Annotated in this window: 19 protein-coding genes; 10 read left to right on the top strand and 9 right to left on the bottom strand. The window is 64.2% G+C overall.

From position 1 onward, the window contains the following. Positions 1 to 13 precede the first annotated feature (13 nt). From lolA to cysG, 5 genes are all read left to right on the top strand, one after another. Positions 14 to 640 (top strand): outer membrane lipoprotein chaperone LolA, encoded by a 627-nt coding sequence (gene lolA, locus OUY36_RS12340; protein ID WP_102841436.1) that lies wholly within the window; start codon positions 14 to 16, stop codon positions 638 to 640. A gap of 70 nt (positions 641 to 710) precedes the next feature. Beyond that, positions 711 to 2,036 (top strand): replication-associated recombination protein A, encoded by a 1,326-nt coding sequence (locus tag OUY36_RS12335; RefSeq protein WP_125869160.1) that lies wholly within the window; start codon positions 711 to 713, stop codon positions 2,034 to 2,036. Beyond that, entirely contained in the window at positions 2,033 to 2,407 is a 375-nt protein-coding gene (crcB, locus tag OUY36_RS12330) for a fluoride efflux transporter CrcB (RefSeq protein WP_253752499.1), read from the top strand. Before OUY36_RS12335 ends, crcB begins: the two co-directional genes overlap by 4 nt. Before the next feature lie 72 nt (positions 2,408 to 2,479). Then, positions 2,480 to 3,760, top strand: coding sequence for a serine--tRNA ligase (serS, locus tag OUY36_RS12325; protein WP_230724816.1), 1,281 nt, complete (start codon positions 2,480 to 2,482; stop codon positions 3,758 to 3,760). A 120-nt stretch (positions 3,761 to 3,880) separates the two neighbouring features. Then, positions 3,881 to 5,275: a siroheme synthase CysG gene (cysG, locus tag OUY36_RS12320; protein ID WP_125869162.1), complete on the top strand. Its 1,395-nt coding sequence runs from the start codon at positions 3,881 to 3,883 to the stop codon at positions 5,273 to 5,275. A gap of 27 nt (positions 5,276 to 5,302) precedes the next feature. Here the strand turns inward: cysG and OUY36_RS12315 are convergent, their stop codons facing one another. The 7 genes from OUY36_RS12315 to OUY36_RS12285 form a co-directional block, all read right to left on the bottom strand. Then, positions 5,303 to 5,968, bottom strand: coding sequence for a response regulator transcription factor (locus OUY36_RS12315; RefSeq protein ID WP_003298847.1), 666 nt, complete (start codon positions 5,966 to 5,968; stop codon positions 5,303 to 5,305). 53 nt (positions 5,969 to 6,021) lie between these two features. Continuing rightward, the gene (locus OUY36_RS12310) at positions 6,022 to 6,585 is read right to left on the bottom strand and encodes a PQQ-dependent catabolism-associated CXXCW motif protein (protein ID WP_200593587.1); all 564 of its coding nucleotides are present in this window, start codon (positions 6,583 to 6,585) and stop codon (positions 6,022 to 6,024) included. Positions 6,586 to 6,688: 103 nt separating this feature from the next. Next, on the bottom strand, positions 6,689 to 7,480 hold the full coding sequence (locus tag OUY36_RS12305) for an ABC transporter permease (protein ID WP_152481329.1): 792 nt from the start codon (positions 7,478 to 7,480) through the stop codon (positions 6,689 to 6,691). Further along, positions 7,477 to 8,349: an ABC transporter ATP-binding protein gene (locus OUY36_RS12300; protein ID WP_267934482.1), complete on the bottom strand. Its 873-nt coding sequence runs from the start codon at positions 8,347 to 8,349 to the stop codon at positions 7,477 to 7,479. Before OUY36_RS12300 ends, OUY36_RS12305 begins: the two co-directional genes overlap by 4 nt. After that, entirely contained in the window at positions 8,346 to 9,317 is a 972-nt protein-coding gene (locus tag OUY36_RS12295; RefSeq protein ID WP_200593591.1) for a YVTN family beta-propeller repeat protein, read from the bottom strand. Before OUY36_RS12295 ends, OUY36_RS12300 begins: the two co-directional genes overlap by 4 nt. Positions 9,318 to 9,335: 18 nt before the next feature. Beyond that, on the bottom strand, positions 9,336 to 9,824 hold the full coding sequence (locus OUY36_RS12290) for a tetratricopeptide repeat protein (RefSeq protein ID WP_267934481.1): 489 nt from the start codon (positions 9,822 to 9,824) through the stop codon (positions 9,336 to 9,338). Further along, positions 9,821 to 11,008, bottom strand: a complete 1,188-nt coding sequence (locus tag OUY36_RS12285) for an ABC transporter substrate-binding protein (protein WP_267934480.1) — start codon at positions 11,006 to 11,008, stop codon at positions 9,821 to 9,823. The genes OUY36_RS12290 and OUY36_RS12285 overlap by 4 nt, the downstream gene beginning before the upstream one ends. Positions 11,009 to 11,163: 155 nt before the next feature. Between OUY36_RS12285 and OUY36_RS12280 the strand changes: the two genes are divergently transcribed. The 5 genes from OUY36_RS12280 to OUY36_RS12260 all read left to right on the top strand — a co-directional run bounded on the left by OUY36_RS12280 (position 11,164) and on the right by OUY36_RS12260 (position 17,622). Beyond that, positions 11,164 to 11,601: a copper-binding protein gene (locus OUY36_RS12280; RefSeq protein WP_267934479.1), complete on the top strand. Its 438-nt coding sequence runs from the start codon at positions 11,164 to 11,166 to the stop codon at positions 11,599 to 11,601. Positions 11,602 to 11,642: 41 nt separating this feature from the next. Further along, positions 11,643 to 12,908, top strand: coding sequence for a sensor histidine kinase (locus OUY36_RS12275; RefSeq protein ID WP_267934478.1), 1,266 nt, complete (start codon positions 11,643 to 11,645; stop codon positions 12,906 to 12,908). After that, positions 12,905 to 13,564 (top strand): response regulator transcription factor, encoded by a 660-nt coding sequence (locus OUY36_RS12270; RefSeq protein ID WP_003298864.1) that lies wholly within the window; start codon positions 12,905 to 12,907, stop codon positions 13,562 to 13,564. The genes OUY36_RS12275 and OUY36_RS12270 overlap by 4 nt, the downstream gene beginning before the upstream one ends. Positions 13,565 to 13,920: 356 nt before the next feature. Next, positions 13,921 to 16,221, top strand: coding sequence for a TonB-dependent receptor (locus OUY36_RS12265; protein WP_267934477.1), 2,301 nt, complete (start codon positions 13,921 to 13,923; stop codon positions 16,219 to 16,221). 237 nt (positions 16,222 to 16,458) lie between these two features. Beyond that, positions 16,459 to 17,622, top strand: coding sequence for an MFS transporter (locus OUY36_RS12260; RefSeq protein WP_230724805.1), 1,164 nt, complete (start codon positions 16,459 to 16,461; stop codon positions 17,620 to 17,622). A 26-nt stretch (positions 17,623 to 17,648) separates the two neighbouring features. On the opposite strand, the gene OUY36_RS12255 is transcribed toward OUY36_RS12260, so the two are convergent. Next, complete coding sequence (locus OUY36_RS12255; RefSeq protein ID WP_110776818.1) at positions 17,649 to 18,284, bottom strand: 3'-5' exonuclease; 636 nt, start codon at positions 18,282 to 18,284, stop codon at positions 17,649 to 17,651. Positions 18,285 to 18,393: 109 nt separating this feature from the next. After that, positions 18,394 to 19,710: a methyl-accepting chemotaxis protein gene (locus OUY36_RS12250; protein WP_267934476.1), complete on the bottom strand. Its 1,317-nt coding sequence runs from the start codon at positions 19,708 to 19,710 to the stop codon at positions 18,394 to 18,396. Between the last annotated feature and the right edge of the window lie 86 nt (positions 19,711 to 19,796).

The following is a 19,796-nucleotide window of genomic DNA, read 5'->3' as shown; positions in this document are numbered from 1 at the left end:
CTTCGAGGGCTACATGCAATTGATCCGTTTGCTGTGTGCATCTGTCCTGATGGTCGCTCTGGTACCGGCCCACGCCGACCAGGCGGCTTCTACCAAACGCCTGACCGGCCTGCTCAACCAGGCCGAAACCCTGACTGGCCGCTTCTCGCAGCTCTCGCTCGACGGCAGCGGCACCCAGCTGCAGGAGACCTCCGGGGAGCTGGCGCTCAAGCGTCCCGGCCAGTTCCGCTGGCACACCGATGCGCCGATGGAGCAGTTGTTGGTGTCCAACGGCAAGAAGGTGTGGCTGTATGACCCGGATCTCGAGCAGGTCACCATCCAGGAGCTCGACCAGCGCCTGACACACACACCGGCTTTGCTGCTGTCCGGCGACGTCTCCACCATCAGCGAGAACTTCGAGGTCTCGCACAAGGAGGCCGGGGACGTGGTGGACTTCACCCTCAAGCCCAAGGCCAAGGACACCCTGTTCGACAACCTGCGGCTGTCCTTCCGCGGTGGCGTGATCAATGACATGCAGCTGATCGACAGTGTCGGTCAGCGCACCAATATCCTCTTCATGGGGGTGAAGATGAATCAGCCGCTCAAGGCCGACCTGTTCACCTTCGAGATTCCCGAGGGTGCCGACGTCATTTCCGAGTGAGCCTAATCTGACATTCGTATCAGGCGGCCTGCGCAGCGGCGGGCCGCTGCAATCGAGGTAACCGTCCGCAATGGACCTGTTCAGCCGCGAACCTGTCGCCCAGCCACTTGCCGCGCGTCTGCGCGCAGCCAGCCTCGACGAATACGTCGGGCAGGAGCACCTGCTCGCGCGCGGCAAGCCGTTGCGCGAGGCGCTGGAGCAGGGCGCGTTGCACTCCATGGTGTTCTGGGGGCCGCCCGGTGTTGGCAAGACCACTCTGGCGCGGCTCCTGGCCAAGGTCTCCGATGCCCATTTCGAAACGGTTTCCGCCGTGCTTGCCGGGGTCAAGGAGATTCGCCAGGCGGTGGAGATCGCCAAGCAGCAAGCGGCGCAGTACGGCCGGCGGACCATTCTGTTCGTCGACGAAGTGCATCGCTTCAACAAGTCCCAGCAGGACGCCTTCCTGCCTTACGTCGAAGACGGCACGCTGATCTTTATCGGCGCCACCACCGAAAACCCCTCTTTCGAACTCAACAATGCCTTGCTCTCGCGGGCTCGCGTTTATGTGCTGAAAAGCCTGGACGAAGCGGCCTTGCGCAAGCTGGTGGCGCGCGCGCTGACCGACCCCAAGGGCCTGGGCGAGCTCCATCTCACGCTGCCGGAGGACAGCTTCCAGATGCTGCTGGCGGCAGCCGATGGTGACGGTCGTCGGTTGCTCAATCTGCTGGAGAACGCATCGGACCTGGCCGAAGAGGGCGGTAGCATCAGCACCGACCTGCTGCAGGATCTGCTGGGCGACAGTCGCCGTCGTTTCGACAAGGGCGGCGAGGCCTTCTACGACCAGATATCGGCGCTGCACAAGTCCGTGCGCGGCTCCAATCCGGACGCGGCGCTGTACTGGTTCGCGCGCATGCTCGATGGCGGCTGCGACCCGCTGTACATCGCCCGACGTGTCGTGCGCATGGCCAGCGAGGAAATCGGTAATGCCGACCCCCGCGCGCTGCCGTTGTGCCTGAACGCCTGGGACGTGCAGGAGCGCCTGGGCAGTCCGGAAGGGGAGCTGGCCGTGGCGCAGGCGATCGTCTATCTCGCCTGCGCGCCGAAGAGCAACGCCGTCTATACCGCGTTCAAGGCGGCCATGCGCGACGCGGCGGAAAATGGCTCGCAGGAAGTGCCGCTGCATCTGCGTAACGCGCCGACCAAGCTGATGAAAGAACTCGGCTACGGCAACGAATATCGCTACGCCCACGACGAACCGGATGCCTACGCGGCAGGCGAGGATTACTTTCCCGAGTCCATGGAACCGCGCCGCTACTATCACCCCGTACCACGCGGCCTGGAAAGCAAGATCCGCGACAAGCTCGAACACCTTGCCCGGCTCGACCGCGAAAGCCCCATCCAACGGAGAAAGGAATGATCCGCATGGCCTTCGCTGTCGCCTGTGGCGGCGTGATCGGGACCCTGTTGCGCTTTGCCCTGGCGACCTGGGTCAGCGCGCAATGGCCGCGGCATTTCTATCTGGCCACGTTGGCCGTGAACCTGCTGGGCTGTCTGCTGATCGGCTATCTCTATGCAACCTTTCTCGCCCGGCCGGATATCTCGCCGGAGCTGCGTGGCGCACTGATCATAGGCTTTCTTGGCGCACTGACGACCTTCTCCAGCTTCTCATTGGACGCCCTGCGGCTGCTGGAAAGCGGTCAGCCGGCGACTGCCTTCGCCTATGTCGGCGGCAGCGTGTTCGGTGGCCTGCTCGCGGCCTGGGCCGGTCTGGCGCTCGCCAGGTTATGAACCGGCGCGCGTTCACAGTAAACTTCGCTCCCTCTTCGCCTTTCATCCAAGCTTTCACAGACGAGACCCACCATGCTTGATTCGAAACTGGTACGCACTCAGCTACAGGACGTGGCGGCCCGCCTGGCCACCCGTGGCTACCAGCTGGACGTGGCGCGCATCGAAGCGCTGGAAGCTCAGCGCAAGACCGTGCAGACCCGCACCGAACAACTCCAGGCCGAGCGCAACGCGCGCTCCAAATCCATCGGCCAGGCCAAGCAGCGCGGTGAGGACATCGCGCCGTTGCTCGCCGACGTGGATCGCATGGGCTCGGAACTCGAATCCGGCAAGCAGGAGCTGGACCGCATCCAGACCGAACTCGACCAGCTGATGCTGAGCATTCCCAACCTGCCGCACGAGTCGGTGCCGGTCGGTGCGGATGAGGACGAGAACGTCGAGGTTCGCCGCTGGGGTACGCCGAAGACCTTCGACTTCGCCGTTCAGGATCACGTCGCCCTGGGCGAGCAGCATGGCTGGCTGGACTTCGAAACCGCGGCCAAGCTGTCCGGAGCCCGCTTCGCCCTGATGCGCGGTCCGATCGCCCGCCTGCATCGCGCGCTGGCGCAGTTCATGATCGACCTGCACACCCGAGAGCATGGCTACGAAGAGGCCTACACGCCGTATCTGGTACAGGCCCCGGCGCTGCAGGGCACCGGTCAGCTGCCGAAGTTCGAGGAAGATCTGTTCAAGATCAGCCGCGAAGGCGAGGCGGACTTCTACCTGATCCCGACCGCCGAGGTGTCGCTGACCAACATCGTGGCCGGCGAGATTCTCGATGCCAAAGAGCTGCCGCTGAAGTTCGTCGCCCACACGCCCTGTTTCCGCAGCGAGGCCGGCGCCTCCGGGCGCGATACCCGCGGCATGATCCGTCAGCACCAGTTCGACAAGGTCGAGATGGTGCAGATCGTCGAGCCGTCGAAGTCCTTCGAGGCGCTGGAAGAGCTGACCGGTAACGCCGAAAAGGTGCTGCAACTGCTGGAACTGCCTTACCGCGTGTTGTCGCTGTGCACCGGCGACATGGGCTTCGGCGCGACCAAGACCTATGACCTGGAAGTCTGGGTGCCGAGCCAGGACAAGTACCGCGAGATTTCTTCCTGCTCCAACTGCGGTGATTTCCAGGCGCGGCGCATGCAGGCGCGTTATCGCAATCCGGAAACCGGCAAGCCGGAGCTCGTGCACACCCTCAATGGTTCGGGCCTGGCGGTCGGTCGTACCCTGGTCGCCGTACTGGAGAACTACCAGCAGGCCGACGGAAGCGTTGTGGTACCCGACGTGCTGAAACCATACATGGGTGGTATCGAAGTCATCGGCTGAGGCTGCGGCGCTGCGTCATCGCGGTTCGGCATCAGGCCGGATTCTTGATATTCGACAAGGGGCATCGCGGCCGTAATGGCTGTGATGCCCTTACCACCAACGACCCTCCAGGATTCGCCCATGGAATACCTCCCGCTGTTCCACAACCTCAAAGGCCGCACGGTACTGATTGTCGGGGGTGGCGAGATTGCGCTGCGCAAGGCGCGGCTGCTGAGCGAAGCCGGAGCACGGCTGCGGGTGGTGGCGCCGAGCATCGAGCCGCAACTGGCCGAACTGGTAGAGGCGGGTGATGGCGAATGCTTCGATCGTGGCTATGACCCGCAAGACCTGCAAGGTTGTGTGCTGGCCATCGCCGCCACCGATGACGAGCCGCTGAATGCCGCGGTTTCGCAGCACGCCAACGCGCTGGGTATGCCGGTCAACGTGGTCGACTCGCCGCAACTGTGCAGCGTGATCTTTCCGGCGATCGTTGACCGCTCGCCGCTGGTGATTGCGGTTTCCAGTGGTGGCGATGCACCGGTGCTGGCGCGGTTGATCCGCGCGCGCATCGAGACCTGGATTCCCGCGGCCTACGGCCAGTTGGCCGGTCTCGCCAAGCAGTTCCGCGCTCAGGTCAAAGCCAAGTTTGCCAACGTTCAGCAGCGGCGGGTGTTCTGGGAGGAAACCTTTCAGGGACCGATCGCCGAGCAGGCGTTGGCTGGGTGCAGCGCCGAAGCCGAGCGCCTGCTGGCGGAGAAGCTTGCCGGTGCAGCGCCGCGCGCGCTGGGCGAGGTTTATTTGGTAGGCGCTGGCCCGGGCGACCCTGACCTGCTGACCTTCCGCGCCCTGCGCCTGATGCAGCAGGCTGATGTCGTGCTCTACGATCGCCTGGTGGCGCCAGCGATCATCGACCTGTGCCGGCGCGATGCAGACCGTATCTACGTTGGCAAGCAGCGCTCGGAGCATGCAGTGCCGCAGGAGCAGATCAACCAGAAGCTGGTGACCCTGGCCAAGGAAGGCAAGCGCGTTCTACGGCTCAAGGGCGGTGATCCGTTCATCTTTGGCCGCGGTGGTGAGGAGATCGAGGAACTGGCAGCCCATGGTGTGCCGTTCCAGGTCGTGCCGGGTATTACTGCCGCCAGCGGCTGTGCCGCTTATGCCGGCATTCCGCTCACCCACCGCGATCATGCGCAATCGGTGCGTTTCGTCACCGGTCATCTGAAAGACGGCAGCTGCGATCTGCCTTGGGCGGAACTCGCCGCGCCGGCACAGACGCTGGTGTTCTACATGGGCCTGGTGGGCCTGCCGGTGATTTGCCAGCAACTGATAGCCCATGGACGTTCGGCGGATACGCCGGCGGCGCTGGTGCAGCAGGGCACTACCACCAATCAACGTGTATTCACCGGGACGCTGGAAACCCTCGCCCAGCGTATCGCCCAGGAGCAGGTGCAGGCACCGACCCTGCTGATCGTCGGTGAAGTGGTCCAGCTACGCGAGAAACTGGCCTGGTTCGAGGGCGCCCAGGCGAGCGCCTAGCAAGAGGTCGATGCTGTCTGCGCCGTTTCAGCGGCGCAGATAGGCGGTGAAATCGATGTCCCCGGCAGAAAGGATCGCCTGTACACGGTTGTGCACGTTGAGCTTGCGCAGAATCGCCGATACGTGGGCCTTCACCGTGGTCTCGGCGATGTCGAGGTTGTAGGCGATCTGCTTGTTGGATTCACCCTTGGTCATGCGCTCGAGCACAAGCAGCTGCTTGCGCGTCAGCGCCTGCAACAGTTCCGGCGGGATCGATGGCTCGTTGTGATGGGAGTGGCGGCTGCTCGGCTTCTGGCTGCGGATGATGTCCGAAGGCAGGTAGACGTTGCCGTTGAGGATCTGCTCGATAGCGTCGGTCATCTGCGCCCGCGGCGAGGATTTGGTGATGAAGCCGACCGCGCCATAGGTAATGGCCTGCAGCACGATTTGCTTGTCCTGCTCCGCCGAAACGATCACCACCGGAATCGTTGGCGCCTCGTTGCGCAGGTTGATCAGGCCGTTGAGGCCGTGCATCCCAGGCATGTTCAGGTCCAGCAGCACCAGATCGAGATCGTCGTGCTCCAGCGTCAAGGCAAGGGCGCTGTCGAGGTCGGCAGTTTCGAGAATTTCGCTGTCGGGGAAGCCGTCGCGAATGACGTTATGGATGGCTTCACGGAACAGCGGATGGTCGTCCGCAATCAGGATCTTGTACAAGGCCGGTCACCTCTTTGTTGTGATTATGGTGGGGGCATGCTGGTCAGGTGATGCTACTCGTCGTCAGGCAGCGGTTCCGGAGTAGCAGGGTGCAAGGGCAGGCCCGCCTGTTCCCAACCGTCCACCCCATCTCGATACCAGTACAGTCGTGTGTAGCCCAGCCCATGGGCGCGCTTGGTGGCGTTCCAACCGAGCCAGCAGTCCGAGCGGCAGTAGAAGACCAGTGGCCGCTGCATGTTGCCCTGGCTGACGCGGGCAAGATTGTCGCTGAAGTAGCTTGCCCATTCGGGTTGCAGATTGCCATCGCCGGTGTTCGCCAGCCAGATGCTGCCGGGCAGGTTTGCATGGGGTTCGCTGTCGATGAACCGGCCGGCGAGCCACTGGCTCCGATAGACGTCTACCAGCACAAGGTCCGGCTCTTTTGCGATCAGCGTCTGCAGAGCCGCGGTGTCCAGGGTCTGCGCACCTTCCGCGGACGCAGGTGTCGGGCTGCGGTACTGCGTCTGGCGATAGCCGTCAGGCGAGAACAGCGCGAGCTGTTCTTCGGCCGCGGCAACCGTGGGTATACAGAACCCAGGCAGCGCGGCAATCAGCAGGGGCAGCAGCGACCTGAACATAATCCGTATTCCATGGCGTTTCGATAGCTCGATTACAGAGCAATGGGCCTGTCTTTTAAATCCTACGATGGAGGGGAAAACCGGTACCAAAGTAGTAGATCGCTCAGGCTGAGCGGCGCAAGGCTGCGTGCTGTGGGTTGAAGCTGAGCACCGCCAGAAGGCTGAACAGCAGGGTCAGCCCGATGCAGACCATCAACGCGGTTGGTGCCAGGCGCAGATAAAGCGCATGACGAACCAGCTCAACGGCGTGGGTGAAGGGGTTCAGGGCACAGATCCAGTACAACCACTCGCTCGCCTCGCGCATCTTCCACAGCGGGTAGAGCGCCGAGGAGAGAAAGAACATCGGAAAAATCACGAAATTCATCACCCCGGCAAAATTCTCCAGCTGCCGAATGCCGTTGGATAGCAGCAAGCCCAGGGCGCTGAGCAGCAGCGCCACCAGCAGCAGTGCGGGCAGGGCGACGATCAGTCCCAGCGGTGGAGGCTGTACGCCGTAGAACCAGGCGATGGCGAGAAAGGCATAGACCTGCAGCAAGGAGATCAACGCCGTAGCGACGAGTTTGCTGGCCAGCAGAAAGCTGCGCGGCAGCGGGCTGGTCAGCAGTACGCGCATGCTGCCCATCTCGCGGTCGTAGACCATCGACAGTGAGCCCTGCATGCCGTTGAACAGCAGGATCATGCAGGCCAGCCCCGGCACGATGTAGGTTTCGTAGGTGATGTAGGTGTCGTACGGCTCGATGATGGCGATGCCGAGCGCCGCGCGAAAGCCTGCGGCAAACACCACCAGCCAGAGTAGCGGCCGCACCAGGGCGCTGAAGAAGCGCGAACGCTGCTGCACGAAGCGCAGCCATTCACGCAGAACGATACCGCGCAGGCATTCCCAGTAGATGATCATGAGCTCCTCCGCCCGGACTCGAGGGACGCGCGCGCGCTGCCAGCCTCTGGGTTGGAAGCAGGCGCCACCGTCTCGTGTGGGGGCTCGATTGCACGCGGCGTACCGTCTAGCACCGCAGGCCGGTGGCCGAGGCTGCTACCGGCCCCGTGGGTATCGTTGCCGGTCAGGCGTGCAAAGCTCGCCGCCAGGTCTTCACCGTCGGTGGCCAGCTCCGCGGCACGGCCCTGAGCCACCAGACGGCCGCGATTGAGCACCAGCAGATCGTCATCGGCCTGGACCTCATCGAGCAGGTGAGTGGTCCAGAGCACGCTCATGCCCTCGTCACGGCAGAGCGCTCGCACATGCTGGTTGAGCGCTTGGCGGCTGGCGGGGTCGAGGCCGGCGCTGGCTTCATCGAGCAACAGCAGCTCGGGCCGGTGCAGCAGAGCACGGGCGATTTCCACTCGGCGCCGGTGACCACCGTTGAGTTCGCGGACCTTGCTGCGGCGCCGCTCGCCGAGCTGCTGGCGCTGGAGTTCCATCTCGATGCGTTCGTTCGCCACGGCACGTGGCATACCATGCAGCGCCGCGTGGTAGCGCAGGTTCTGTTCGACCGTGAGGTCCAGATCCAGCGTGCTCTGCTGGAACACCACGCCCAGGCGCGCAAGGGCCTTGCGCGGCGTGTCGCGCAGATCGAAGCCGGCGATACGAATCTGCCCCTGCTGCAGGTCGTACAGCCGGGTCAGCAGTGCGATCAGCGTCGACTTACCCGCTCCGTTCGGCCCGAGCAAGGCCGTGAAACGCCCCTGCGCTGCGGTAAAGCTCACTCCGTCCAGCGCGCGCCGCTCACCGTAGGCGAACGCGATGTCGCCCACCTCCAGCGCGTTCATGGGGCGACCACCACGCCCCAGGGATAGCGGCCGACCTTGATTGACTTGGTCACCTTGAGCTTGTCCACGTCGATCACCGAAACGTCGCCGCTGACGCCGTTGGTGGTCAGCAGCAGGCTTTCGTCAGGATTGAACGCCATGTGCCAGACGCGGCGGCCCACCAGCAGGTAGTCGAGCACCTCGTAGGTCTTCGCATCCACTACGGCGATGTGATTGGCCGGGCCGAGCGCGACGAAGGCGTACTTGCCGTCGGAGGTGAGCTTGACGCCCACCGGCTGGACCTTGTCCGGGTGCACGCCCTTGATCTTGAAGGTCAGCGTCTTGAGGATCTCGCGTTTATCCACGTCCACCACGCTGACCGTGCCGCCGATCTCGGCCGAGGCCCAGAGCAGCTTGCTGTCCTTGGTGAACTCCACGTGGCGAGGGCGCTGGTCGACCAGGGTGTTGTCGACCAGTTCGTTGGTGCTGGTATCGATCCAGTGCAGCATGTTGGTGGTTTCGCTGGTGTTGACCGCCCACTTGCCGTCCGGGCTCACCCCCATGCCCTCGGGCTCGACGCCGACATCGATCTGCGCCAGCACTTCTTCCTTGTTGACATCGACCACGGTTACCAGCGCGTCGTCCTCGTTGGAGATGTACAGCCACTTGTTGTTCGGGTGCAGGGCGAACTGCTCGGGATCGGCGCCCGACGGCAGCTGCTTGATGATCTGCCGCGTGGCCAGGTCCATCACCTGCACGGTGTCCGAGTCGCTGGCGCAGATGTACAGCAGCTTGTTGTCATGGGAGAGCGTGAGGCCGCGCGGGCGCATGCCGACTTCCAGCGTCTCGACGGTTTCCATCGTGTCCAGGTTGATCACGCTGATGCTGTCGTCTTTTTCGTTGGAGACGTAGGCGGTGGCGGCGACAGCCGAGCCTGCGGCAAGGCTGAGAGCAATGGCGATGGCGGAGGCAAGGGCAGTTCTGGGCATGGTTGGATTCTCTTGTCGTTATTGTGTGATGGGGGCAGTGGCGTCGCTGCTGTCCAGCTGACGCAGATAGTCTTCGGCTTCTTCCTGGCCGCCGGCGGCTGCGCGCTGGAGCCAGTGGCGTGCGGCGACCTGATCGGCTTCGACGCCACGACCCTCGGCCAGCGCGACGCCCCAGTGGTAGCGAGCCAGGCTGACGTAGCTGGCGTCGTCCGGTTGTTCCGCGCCTTGCTTCAGTAGCTCGGCGGATTTGCGCAGGTCCGGCTCCATGCCGCTGCCGCTCTCGTACATCTGTGCCAGCGAGATCATCGAGTAGACGTCGTTCCAGCGCGCCACGCAGTCTTCGAAGATCGCCTTGGCTGCATCGAAATTACCGGTCTTCGCCGTCACGTAACCGTAGAGACATTTGATGCGCTTGGGGCTGTCGACATAGGCTTCATAGCCCAGTTCGTCGGCGCTGACGGGCACGGTGGCAAGGCCAAGCAGCGCGGCTGCAGCGAGACGAATCACGGGCGCGCCTCGTTCAGGCGGCAGCTGCTTTCCGGTGCGTCGAAGCCAAGGGTGTCCAGTTCGCTGGTGGGATGCAGAAAGCCGTCTTGCGGCGAGTTCGATACCAGTGCCCGCGGATGTACCAGCGGGATCGGCTGGCGCAGCTGGCCATTCCAGGGGCGGAAGCTCAGCTTGCGACCCTTGAAACCATCCAGCGGCAGCTCACCGCTGAGCGACAACTGACGGATCGCTGCAGCGTCCGCACTGCGCAAGCGGGTGACCGCCGCTGCGAGGCTGCGCACGGCCATCCAGGCGGCGAAATCGCGGTCGTTCATCCAGCGCTTGGCATGCGCCTCGAAGCGTTTCTGCAACTGCGCCGCGCCGTAGGTTTCCACCGTCTTGTGCCAGCCGGTGGCGGTCAGGCCCTGGGTGCCGGCCACCGGGCGCGGCAACCAGGTGTGATACGGCACGTACTCACCGAAGTCGCCACGCTCGTCCGCCACCAGCACCACATCGTATTCGGCGCCCTGAGTAAACAGCGGCATCTCGGCCTGGGCACTGCGGCGCTGGTCGTTATCGAAACTCCAGGGCTTCTCCTCCACGATGCGGTGACCGAAGCGTTTGGCCGCACGACGCAAAGCCTCGGCATAGGCCTGATCTTCAGCCGTAGGGCCGACGATCAGCATCCAGCGATTCCAGCGGCGCGCCGCGAGAAACTGGCCGAGCGCATCGGCTAGCATGCTGCGGCTCGGCAGGGTGTGCAGGACATTCACCAGGCAACGCTGGCTGCGCAGTGCATCGTCGGCACTGCCGGCGTTGATCAGCAGCGCTTCCGGCATGGCGTCCGACAGCTGGCGCAGGGACTCGCCCGGCGCGTTGACCACGAACAGGCGCAGGCCGTCGGCGTACTGCTTGCCGGCCTGTTCCAGGAGTTCTTCCGGCGTTTCGCTGGTGGCCGCTTCGAGCACATAGCTGTGCTTGAGAAAACGCCCCGTGCTGTTGCTGTCGGTGATGGCCAGCTCGGCGCCGCGCAGGCCGGCGTCTTCAGGCTCGGGAATGACGTTGGAGAGCACAGGGCCGGTGTCTGGGCGATAACCGAGATAACCGATGCGTATCGCCAGCTCCTGGCTGGGTGCCGCTGTAGCGAACTGCGTGCAGCAGGTGAGGGCGATCAGGAAACCGGCTCGTCGTAATGCGTGGCTCATGGGCAGCTCCTGTGACGTTGCAGGCAGCATAGGAACCATGGCAGAGCGGGGGAATATGCAGAAAGTACCGCTCGGGCGGTACCAAGGTAGTAGGTAAGCGAACGACGGCTACCCCTAGCATGAGTCCGTCCGATAACAATAACGAGGCCATCCCTATGCCCACATATAAAGCTCTGCTGCTCAACCTGCTGTTCGTTGGCAGCCTGGTCGGGTTCGATCACAGCCACGCCGCTGGCGATCTAACCCGTCGTACCCAGGTCTTGCCGGATCTGAAGTTCGGTTCCGAGCAGAGCGATTACGCCGTGTCGCAGAAGGAATATCAGCTGGAGACCGGCGTCGCCTATCAGCTCAAGGTCAGCTCCGATGGCCAGAAGGAGTGTGCGTTCCAAGCGCCCGAATTCGCCAAGTCGATCTTCTTGCGCAAGGTCGAGGCCGGTGGGGTGGAGATCAAGGCGATCACGCTGGTCGAGCTGGAGTTCGAGGATGCCGGCGAGGCGGAAATCTTCTTCCTGCCCGTCAAGCCGGGCAGCTACCCGTTCTACTGCAAGGGGCTTGAGAACAAGGGCATGGAAGGCCGGTTCGTGGTCAAGTGAAGCGGACTGGCGCTCGGCGCTGATCTGCGGGAGTTGCCGATATGTCCGCACTCTGGCGAATCAATCTGCTGGTCACGCTGCTCTTCACGCTGATCACCATGGTCTGTCTGGCGGTGTTGCTGCGCCAGGCCGCCCACGATGTAAAGCGTGAGCTCGATGCCGCGGCGGCGGTGGTTGGCTATCTCGGCGAGATGGCCGAGCGTGATCCCGACTCCCTGCGCCCCGGGCTGACCGATAGCCTGCGCCACGTTCGTGTGCGCTGGCTGGATGCCACGGAGTCGGTGCCCGCCGGTGTGGAGCCAATGCTCGACGACTGGCTCGGGGCCTGGTTGTACCCCGCCGAGCTGTCGTCGCCCAGCGTCCTTCAGCTGTCCAATGGCCAGCGGCTGCACATCAGTGTCGATCCGCATGATGAAGTCGAAGAGGTCAGGGATTCGCTGCTGCAGCTGCTGGTGCTGTTCGGCCTGGCGCTGCTGCTCTGTCTGCTGGCGATCCGCTGGGCCGTGCGCCCGGGCATGCGTGTGCTCGGCGAACTGCTTGGCGCGCTTGTGCGTATCGCTGATGGCCGCCTCGATACCCGTCTGCCATCGCATCGCTTCGCCGAGTCGCGCAAGCTCGCCGAGCGCTTCAATCACATGGCCGCTGCACTCGAAGATGCGCGGGCCGACAACGAGCAGCTGACCCAGGCGCTGCTGGCGCTGCAGGAACGTGAGCGCACCCGGCTGGCGCAGGCGCTGCATGACGACCTTGGCCAGTATCTGGCTGGCATTCGCGCGCGGGCCTGCCTGCTGCGCGTCCAGGCGGAGCAGCCCGACGCCGTTCGCGAAACCGCGGCGCACCTCGAGCAACACAGCCTCGATCTGCAGAACGGCTTTCGCACGCTAGTGCGAGACCTGTATCCGGTGATGCTCGATCACCTGAACCTGGAAGACGCCATCGAGCAACTCGCCGAGCAGTGGCAGAGCACCCAGGGCATCGAGTGCGAGCTCCGGCTGCGCGGACCGATTCCAGTGCTGTCGATGGAGGCGAAGGTGCATCTCTATCGCATGGTGCAGGAAGCGCTGACCAACGTGGCGCGGCATGCGCGTGCGACTCGGGTCTGTCTGCATCTGTGTGGTGGTCACAACGGGCTGCGCCTGCTGCTGCGGGACGATGGCCATGGGCTGCCGCCAGAACGGCCGGGCGTCGGTCTGCGTTCGATGGTCGAGCACGCGCGCTGTCTGGGTGCCCGGCTGCGTATGCGCCACCGCGCCGGCAAGGGTTGGGCGCTCTATCTCAAGTTGCCTTTGCAAGGAGCCACGTCATGAAGATTCTGCTGGTGGATGACCACGCGGTGGTGCGTCAGGGTTACGCGAGCCTGCTCAAGGCACTGCTTCCCGAAGTGACAGTGAGTGAAGCTGCCAGCGGTGAGCAGGCGCTGGAACAGGTGCAGGAATCGATTCCCAGCCTGGTCGTGCTCGACCTCGGCCTGCCGGGCATCAGCGGTCTGGAAACCTGTCGGCGTCTGCGTCAGCGGTTGCCGCTTTTGCCGGTGCTGGTGTTCAGCATGCACGACGAGCTGGCACTGGTCCGGCAGGCACTGGATGCTGGCGCCTCCGGCTATCTGACCAAGCGCTGCGCGCCGGACGTGCTGGTGGAGGCGGTGCGCAAGGTGCTTGCGGGGCAGACCTTCATCGAGCAGCCGCTGGCCACCGAGCTGGCGTGCCAGCGGCCGTCGCAGTCGCCAATCAAGGGGCGACTGGCCGAGATGACGCCGCGCGAGATGGAAATCTTCATCATGCTCGCGCGTGGCATCGGCAATCGGGAGATCGCCGAGCGGTTGTGCATCAGTAGCAAGACCGTTTCGAACCATATGGCCCTGCTGAAAAGCAAGCTGGAGGTCAGCTCCCAGGCTGAACTCGTGCACCTGGCCATCGATCAGGGTTTGCTCCGCGTCGGTGACCGCATGCTGTGCGAGGCCTGATAGGCCTCTTTCCTTCTCTCCTGCTTCGATGCAGCGCGACATGACTGTGTGCTGAGTCCAAAGCACCTCTCCAATTTTTTCCAGAACAGCAGCTGCGCGCCTGTACCAGGCGAGCGGGGCGCCCGTACCTTGCGAAAGTCGCGGGCCGAGTTAGTGCGCTGGTCGTAAGACCAATCTCCACGCGGCCGGGAATTTTTCCCGCCAGAGCCGGGAATTCTTCCCTGTCGGCACCGCGCCACGGCTCTCGATAATCGCGTCTGGCAGGTTGCCAGCATGCGGTTGCCCGCGGTTCTCGCCGCGTTGCGAATGCCGGTGGCCTGGCCAGACCGATTGGCCAACAAGAACAAGGACCACCCATGCCGTATCAGCTCTGTTGCAGCGCGATGCCCCGACATACGCTGCTGTCCCTCGCCATCGCCGCGCTGTTGCCGGCGTCCGTTCATGCCGAGCAGACGCTCGATCTCGGCAGCCAGGAAGTGGTCGGTACCACGCCGCTGCCGGGCATCGAGCTGCCAAAGGATCAGGTGCCGTCCAACATCCAGTCGCTCGATGACGAGGACCTGCGGCGGCTCGGCGGCCAGTCGCTGGCCGAGAAACTGCAGCGCGGATTGCCGAGCGTCAACATCAACGAGATCCAGGGCAATCCGTACCAGGCGGACCTCAACTATCGTGGCTTCACCGCCTCGCCGCTGCTCGGTACGCCGCAGGGGCTTTCGGTTTTTCTCGACGGCGTGCGGGTCAACGAAGCGTTTGGCGATGTGGTGCACTGGGACCTGATCCCGAACACCGCCGTTGCCAACATGGCCCTGGTGCCGGGCTCGAACCCGCTGTACGGCCTGAACACCCTGGGCGGCGCGCTGGCGCTGCAGACAAAACGTGGTGATACCCATCCAGGTGGCTCGGCGGAAATCTACGGCGGCTCGTTCGGACGCCAGAGCGGTGCCATTGAACAGGGCGGCAGCCATGAGGAATTCTCCTGGTACCTGGCCGCCGAGGGCATGGACGAGGACGGCTGGCGTGACCATTCGCCATCCGAGGTCCGCCAGCTGTTCGGCAAGTTCGCCTGGACCACCGACACCACCGATCTGGCACTGACGCTGGCGCACGCCGACAACGACCTGATCGGCAACGGCCTGATCCCGGAGAGCATGTACGACCAGCGGCGCGAGGCGATCTTCACCCATCCCGACCAGACCGAGAACCGCAGCCACCTGATGGCCTTGTCCGCGAGCCACTGGCTGAACGACAACGATCGGCTGTCCGGCACGGTCTATCTGCGCCGCACACGTACCGCAACGCTCAATGGCGACGGCAACGATGAGTACGAGGATGAATACGAGGCGTGGGAAGACGGCGGCTTTATCGGCGAAGGGCCGGAGAGCGGTGTGTTGAACCGTACCCGCACCGCGCAACGAGCCTTTGGTCTGGCGCTGCAGTGGGCGCGGCACGTCGGCGCGCATCAGTTCGCCTTCGGACTGTCCCATGACAACACCCGCGCCAGCTTCCACCAGAGCGAGCAGGGCGGCGAGCTGACCGACGCGCGCGGCATCACCGCCAGCGAAGAGGAGGAGCAGGCCAACAGCTTGCTGGGGCGCACCCGTACTTCCAGCCTCTATGCCACCGACACCTGGGCGCTGACCGACGCGCTGCAGCTGACCGGCTCGCTGCGCTACAACCGCACGCGCGTGGTCAACACCGATCGCATGGGCGATGCGTTGAATGGCGACTTCACCTATCGCAAGCTCAATCCCGCGCTGGGTTTTGCCTGGCAGCTGCAACCGGCGGTCACCGTCTACGGCGGCTTCTCCCAGGGCAATCGCGCGCCGACGCCAATCGAACTGGGCTGCGCCGATCCGGCGAACCCGTGCAGCCTGCCAAACGCCATGGCGGCCGATCCCTTCCTCGAGCAGGTGGTCACCCGCACGCTGGAACTCGGTGTACGTGGCGAACTGGCGGGCGGCACCCGGTGGAACCTCGGGGCCTTTCGCAGCGTGAACCATGATGACCTGCTGTTCGTCGGCACCGGCGGCAGCATGGGCTACTTCACCAACTTCGGTCGCACCCGCCGCCAGGGCATCGAACTGGGGCTGGCCGGCACGCAAGGGCCGCTCGACTGGCGAGTGGACTACACCTATCTGCATGCGACCTTCCGCTCCGCGGCCTGCATCCTCGCCGAGAACAACAGCACCGAAGGCGAGGGCGGCTGCCCGGACGATGAGATTCGCGTGTCCAGCGGCGACTATCTGCCAGGCCTGCCGAAGCACAACCTCAAGCTGGGGCTGAACTGGAATCTCAACGAGCGGCTGCGAGTCGGCACCAGTGTCCTGGCGTACTCGTCGCAGTACGTGCGCGGCAACGAGAACAACCGTCATCAGCCCAACGACGAGGTAGAGGGCAGCGGCAAGCTGCCAGGTTACGCGGTGGTCAACCTCACTGCCGATTACCGCTTCGCTCGTGACTGGACGCTGTTCGGCCGGGTCGACAACCTGTTCGACAAGCGTTACGCCACCGGCGGTGTGCTGGCCGAGAATCCTTTTGTTGGCGCCGGCAACGCCTTCGAATCGGACCCGGACGAATGGCGTCACGAGCAGTTCATTGCCCCTGGCGCGCCGCGGGCGGGTTGGGTGGGCGTGCGTTATCGCTGGGATGCGCTATAACCGACCAGTCGCAGCAGCATCGAACATGCCGGGCCTTTGTGCCCGGCATGTTCGCATTCGGTATCACTGCAGTGTTCGGCTTGCCCGGTTCAAGGTATCTGACGCGAAATCGTCACGGCCGATTGCGTATCCTGGCGAGCTTGGCCGACTGGTTGGCGGCAGCACAGGAGCACGGATGAAGCGCGTCCATCACCACACCCTCGTCTCGCAACGTAGCGCTGGCGGGTGCCGCTGAGCATGCCGTCACGCCTGCGCATCGTTCTCGCTCTCGGCAGCGCACAGACCCTCGCCTGGGGCTCGACCTACTACCTGCCGGCCATTCTCGCCGAGCCGATGGCGAGCGAATTGGGCATCTCCACCGGCAATGTATTCGCTGCATTTTCCCTGGCACTGATCGTCACCGCCGTCCTCGGACCGCTGTCGGGCAAGCGCATCGACCATCACGGCGGGCGTGATGTGCTGGCGCTTTCCAGCGTCGTTTTTGCCCTCGGCCTGGCCATGCTCGGTTTGGCCAACGGACCACTGATGCTCTGGCTCGGCTGGTTGGTGATCGGCATCGGCATGGCGGTCGGCCTTTACGAGTCGGCCTTCTCCACGCTTGCCGGCATCTACGGTCGCGATGCGCGCGGCGCGATCACCGGCATCACGTTGCTCGCCGGCTTCGCCAGTACGGTGTGCTGGCCGATCAGCGGTTGGTTGAATGCCGAGTTCGGCTGGCGCGCCACCTGCCTCACATGGGCCGGAGCGCATCTGCTGCTCGGGTTGCCATTGAACCGGCTGCTGATTCCGGTTGGCGTACAGCCGGCTCCGTCCACGGCAGAGCAATCGCAGACAGACGGGCGTTCGGGTGCGGGATTGACCATGGCGTTGCTGGCCTTCGTCTTCGCCGCCACCTGGTTCACCAGCACGGCGATGGCGGCGCACCTTCCACGTCTGCTGCAGGAGTCCGGACTGTCACCGGCCGCGGCCATCGTGATCGCGGCGCTGGTCGGGCCGGCCCAGGTCGGGGCGCGCTGCCTGGAGTTCGTCCTGCTGCAGCGCTTCCATCCCCTGATCTCGGCCCGCCTCGCCGCCATTGCCCATCCCATCGGTGCGGCTGGCGTGATGCTGGCGGGTGCGCCTGCGACCACCGCATTCGTGCTTCTGCATGGCGGCGGCAACGGCATTCTGACCATTGCCAAAGGCACCTTGCCGCTGGCGATATTCGGTCCCCATGGCTATGGCCTGCGCCAGGGTCTGCTGATGGTGCCGGCACGCTTCGCCCAGGCGTTTTCGCCGCTGGTGTTCGCGCTGCTGATCGACGACTTCGGTACGCGGGCGCTGTGGCTGTCGGCGGGGCTGGGGGTGCTGGCGTATGCCGCGCTGACGTTCCTGCAACGCCGGACGCACGGGCTGGCCTGACTCCGTCGAGCGCCGCCGAAGCCTTGTCAGCGCGGTAGCGCCGCGAGCAGCATTGCCTGCTGCTCTGCACTCAGACCGAGGAACACGCGTAGCGCGGCGTAGGCATCGTTGGCCGCGTAGGCCTGCTGTGCCTCGGTCAGCGCGGGGTTCGCCCAGTTCGAGGTGGCCACGCTGCGAGATTTGTCGATCCGAGCGTCGAGCACCGCGGCCACCGCACCACGCAGGCCGACCTGACCCTTCTTGCCCTGATAGCGAAGCACCGAGCCCAGGTCCAGCAGGCTGGCCGGGCGGATGCCCAGCTTGCCGTGCAGCCTGGAGCGGTCCGACTTCAGCCCGAAACCGATCTTCGCCAGCGCGGGCGCTTGCAGGATTGCGCTGGCCGCTTCGATGCAGCCGGGCACGCTGATCCTGAACAGGTAGGCCTTTGCCGGGGTGGCGAACTGGATCAGGTGCGGACCGCTGGAGACTTCGCCCACCTTGAAGGTCGGTTTGGATTCGGTATCGAAACCGACGCAGGCAAAGCCCATGATCTCGTCCACTGCCGCGCGAAACTCGTCCGCCGCCGCGGGGGTGTCGATGTTCGCCGAGGTCAGCCCGACGAAGCGCGGCAGCCCGTCGATGTTCGGATGCTGGCGGATATGAATGATCAGCTTCTGCGTCAAGCTTGCGTCCTCCGCACGCTGGTGATCGAGTCAGCCTGAGGCAGCGGTGCCGGTTCGGCTGTAGCGCGCCCATCCTTCATGTGCCGATCTGCTGTGGAAAGGCTCGCCATCAGTTTTTCAACTGGCTGGCGAACTGCCCGACCGCGCTGACCACGCGCTGCGCGCCGTCCTGGATTTCGACGATCACCGCGCCGGCCTGGTTGGCGAATTCCAATCCGTGCTCGGCCTGGTCGCGGCTCGCGCTCATGCTCTGTACGGCAGCTTGCGCCAGGTCCTGGTTTTTCTGCACGACACCGACGATTTCCTCGGCAGCCTTGCTGGTGCGGGCCGCCAGCTGGCGAACCTCATCAGCAACCACGGCGAAGCCGCGACCCTGATCGCCGGCCCGTGCGGCTTCGATGGCGGCGTTGAGGGCCAGCAGGTTGGTCTGATCGGCAATACCGCTGATAGTCTTGAGGATCGCGCCGATCAGCTGCGACTGCTTGTCCAGCGCCTCGATACCGTCGGAGGCTTCCTGCATCTGCTGGGCGATGCGATGCATCACTTCGACCGTCTGCTGGACCACTTGCGCGCCGCGCTGGGCGCTGAGGTCGGTGTGCTGGGAGGTGTCGTAGGCGATCGTTGCGGCTTCGGCCACGGCCATCTCACGGTTGACCTGGTCGGTGATGACGGTGGCGAACTTGATCACCTTGTACAGCTTGCCGTAGGCATCGAGCACCGGGTTGTAGGACGCCTCGAGCCAGACGGTCTGACCGTGGGCATCGATACGCTTGAAGCGTTCGGCGATGTACTCGCCTCGGTTGAGGCTAGCCCAGAATTCGCGATAGGCCGGCGACTCGCTTTCCTCCCGTTCACAGAACATGCGGTGGTGCTTGCCCTTGATCTGCTTGAGGCGGTAGCCCATGCCGTCGAGAAAGCGCTGGTTGGCGGTGATGACATGCCCGCCGAGGTCGAACTCGATCACCGCGGTGGAGCGCAGCAGCGCGTTGACCACGCTCTCGTGTTCGCGCGAGGTTTCGATGGTACGGGTCAGGTTGGTGGCGCACAGGGTGTAGTGGTGCAATGTGTCATCCGAGCCCTTGATCGGCTGCCAGATCGAACGCAGCCTGGCTTCCTTGCCGTCGGCCCGCAGCAGTCGGTAGGCACCGCTGAGATGCTCGGCACGCTGCATGGCGGTCTTGAGGCGGGCGTAGTTCGGTTCGGTACGGAATTGCTGGCTGAAGAAGTCGTCGACGGAGCGGCCGATGAGATCGTCGCGGCGATAACCCATTTCGCTGAGGAACAGCTCGTTGGCGTGCTGAATGCGTCCTTGCGGGTCCAGTTCCAGGACCATCATCTCCCTGTACAACGAGTTCTTGATCTGCTGATTGATTGCGGCTTCCTCGCGCAATTCAGCCAGTTCTCGTTTCAGGTTCTTGTTGAACATTTCTTGGCATCCAGTGAAGGGCAAGACCGCCCAGTCACCTGATCGGCGCAGGAGTCCTTTTCCTGAGGTCGAAGGCCAATGGTTTG

It is taken from the genome of Stutzerimonas sp. R40042 (assembly GCF_026642215.1).
GTDB classification, from domain to species: domain Bacteria; phylum Pseudomonadota; class Gammaproteobacteria; order Pseudomonadales; family Pseudomonadaceae; genus Stutzerimonas; species Stutzerimonas frequens.
The sequence above is the reverse complement of the archived record's forward strand: the minus strand, read 5'-3'. Positions and strand labels throughout refer to the sequence as shown.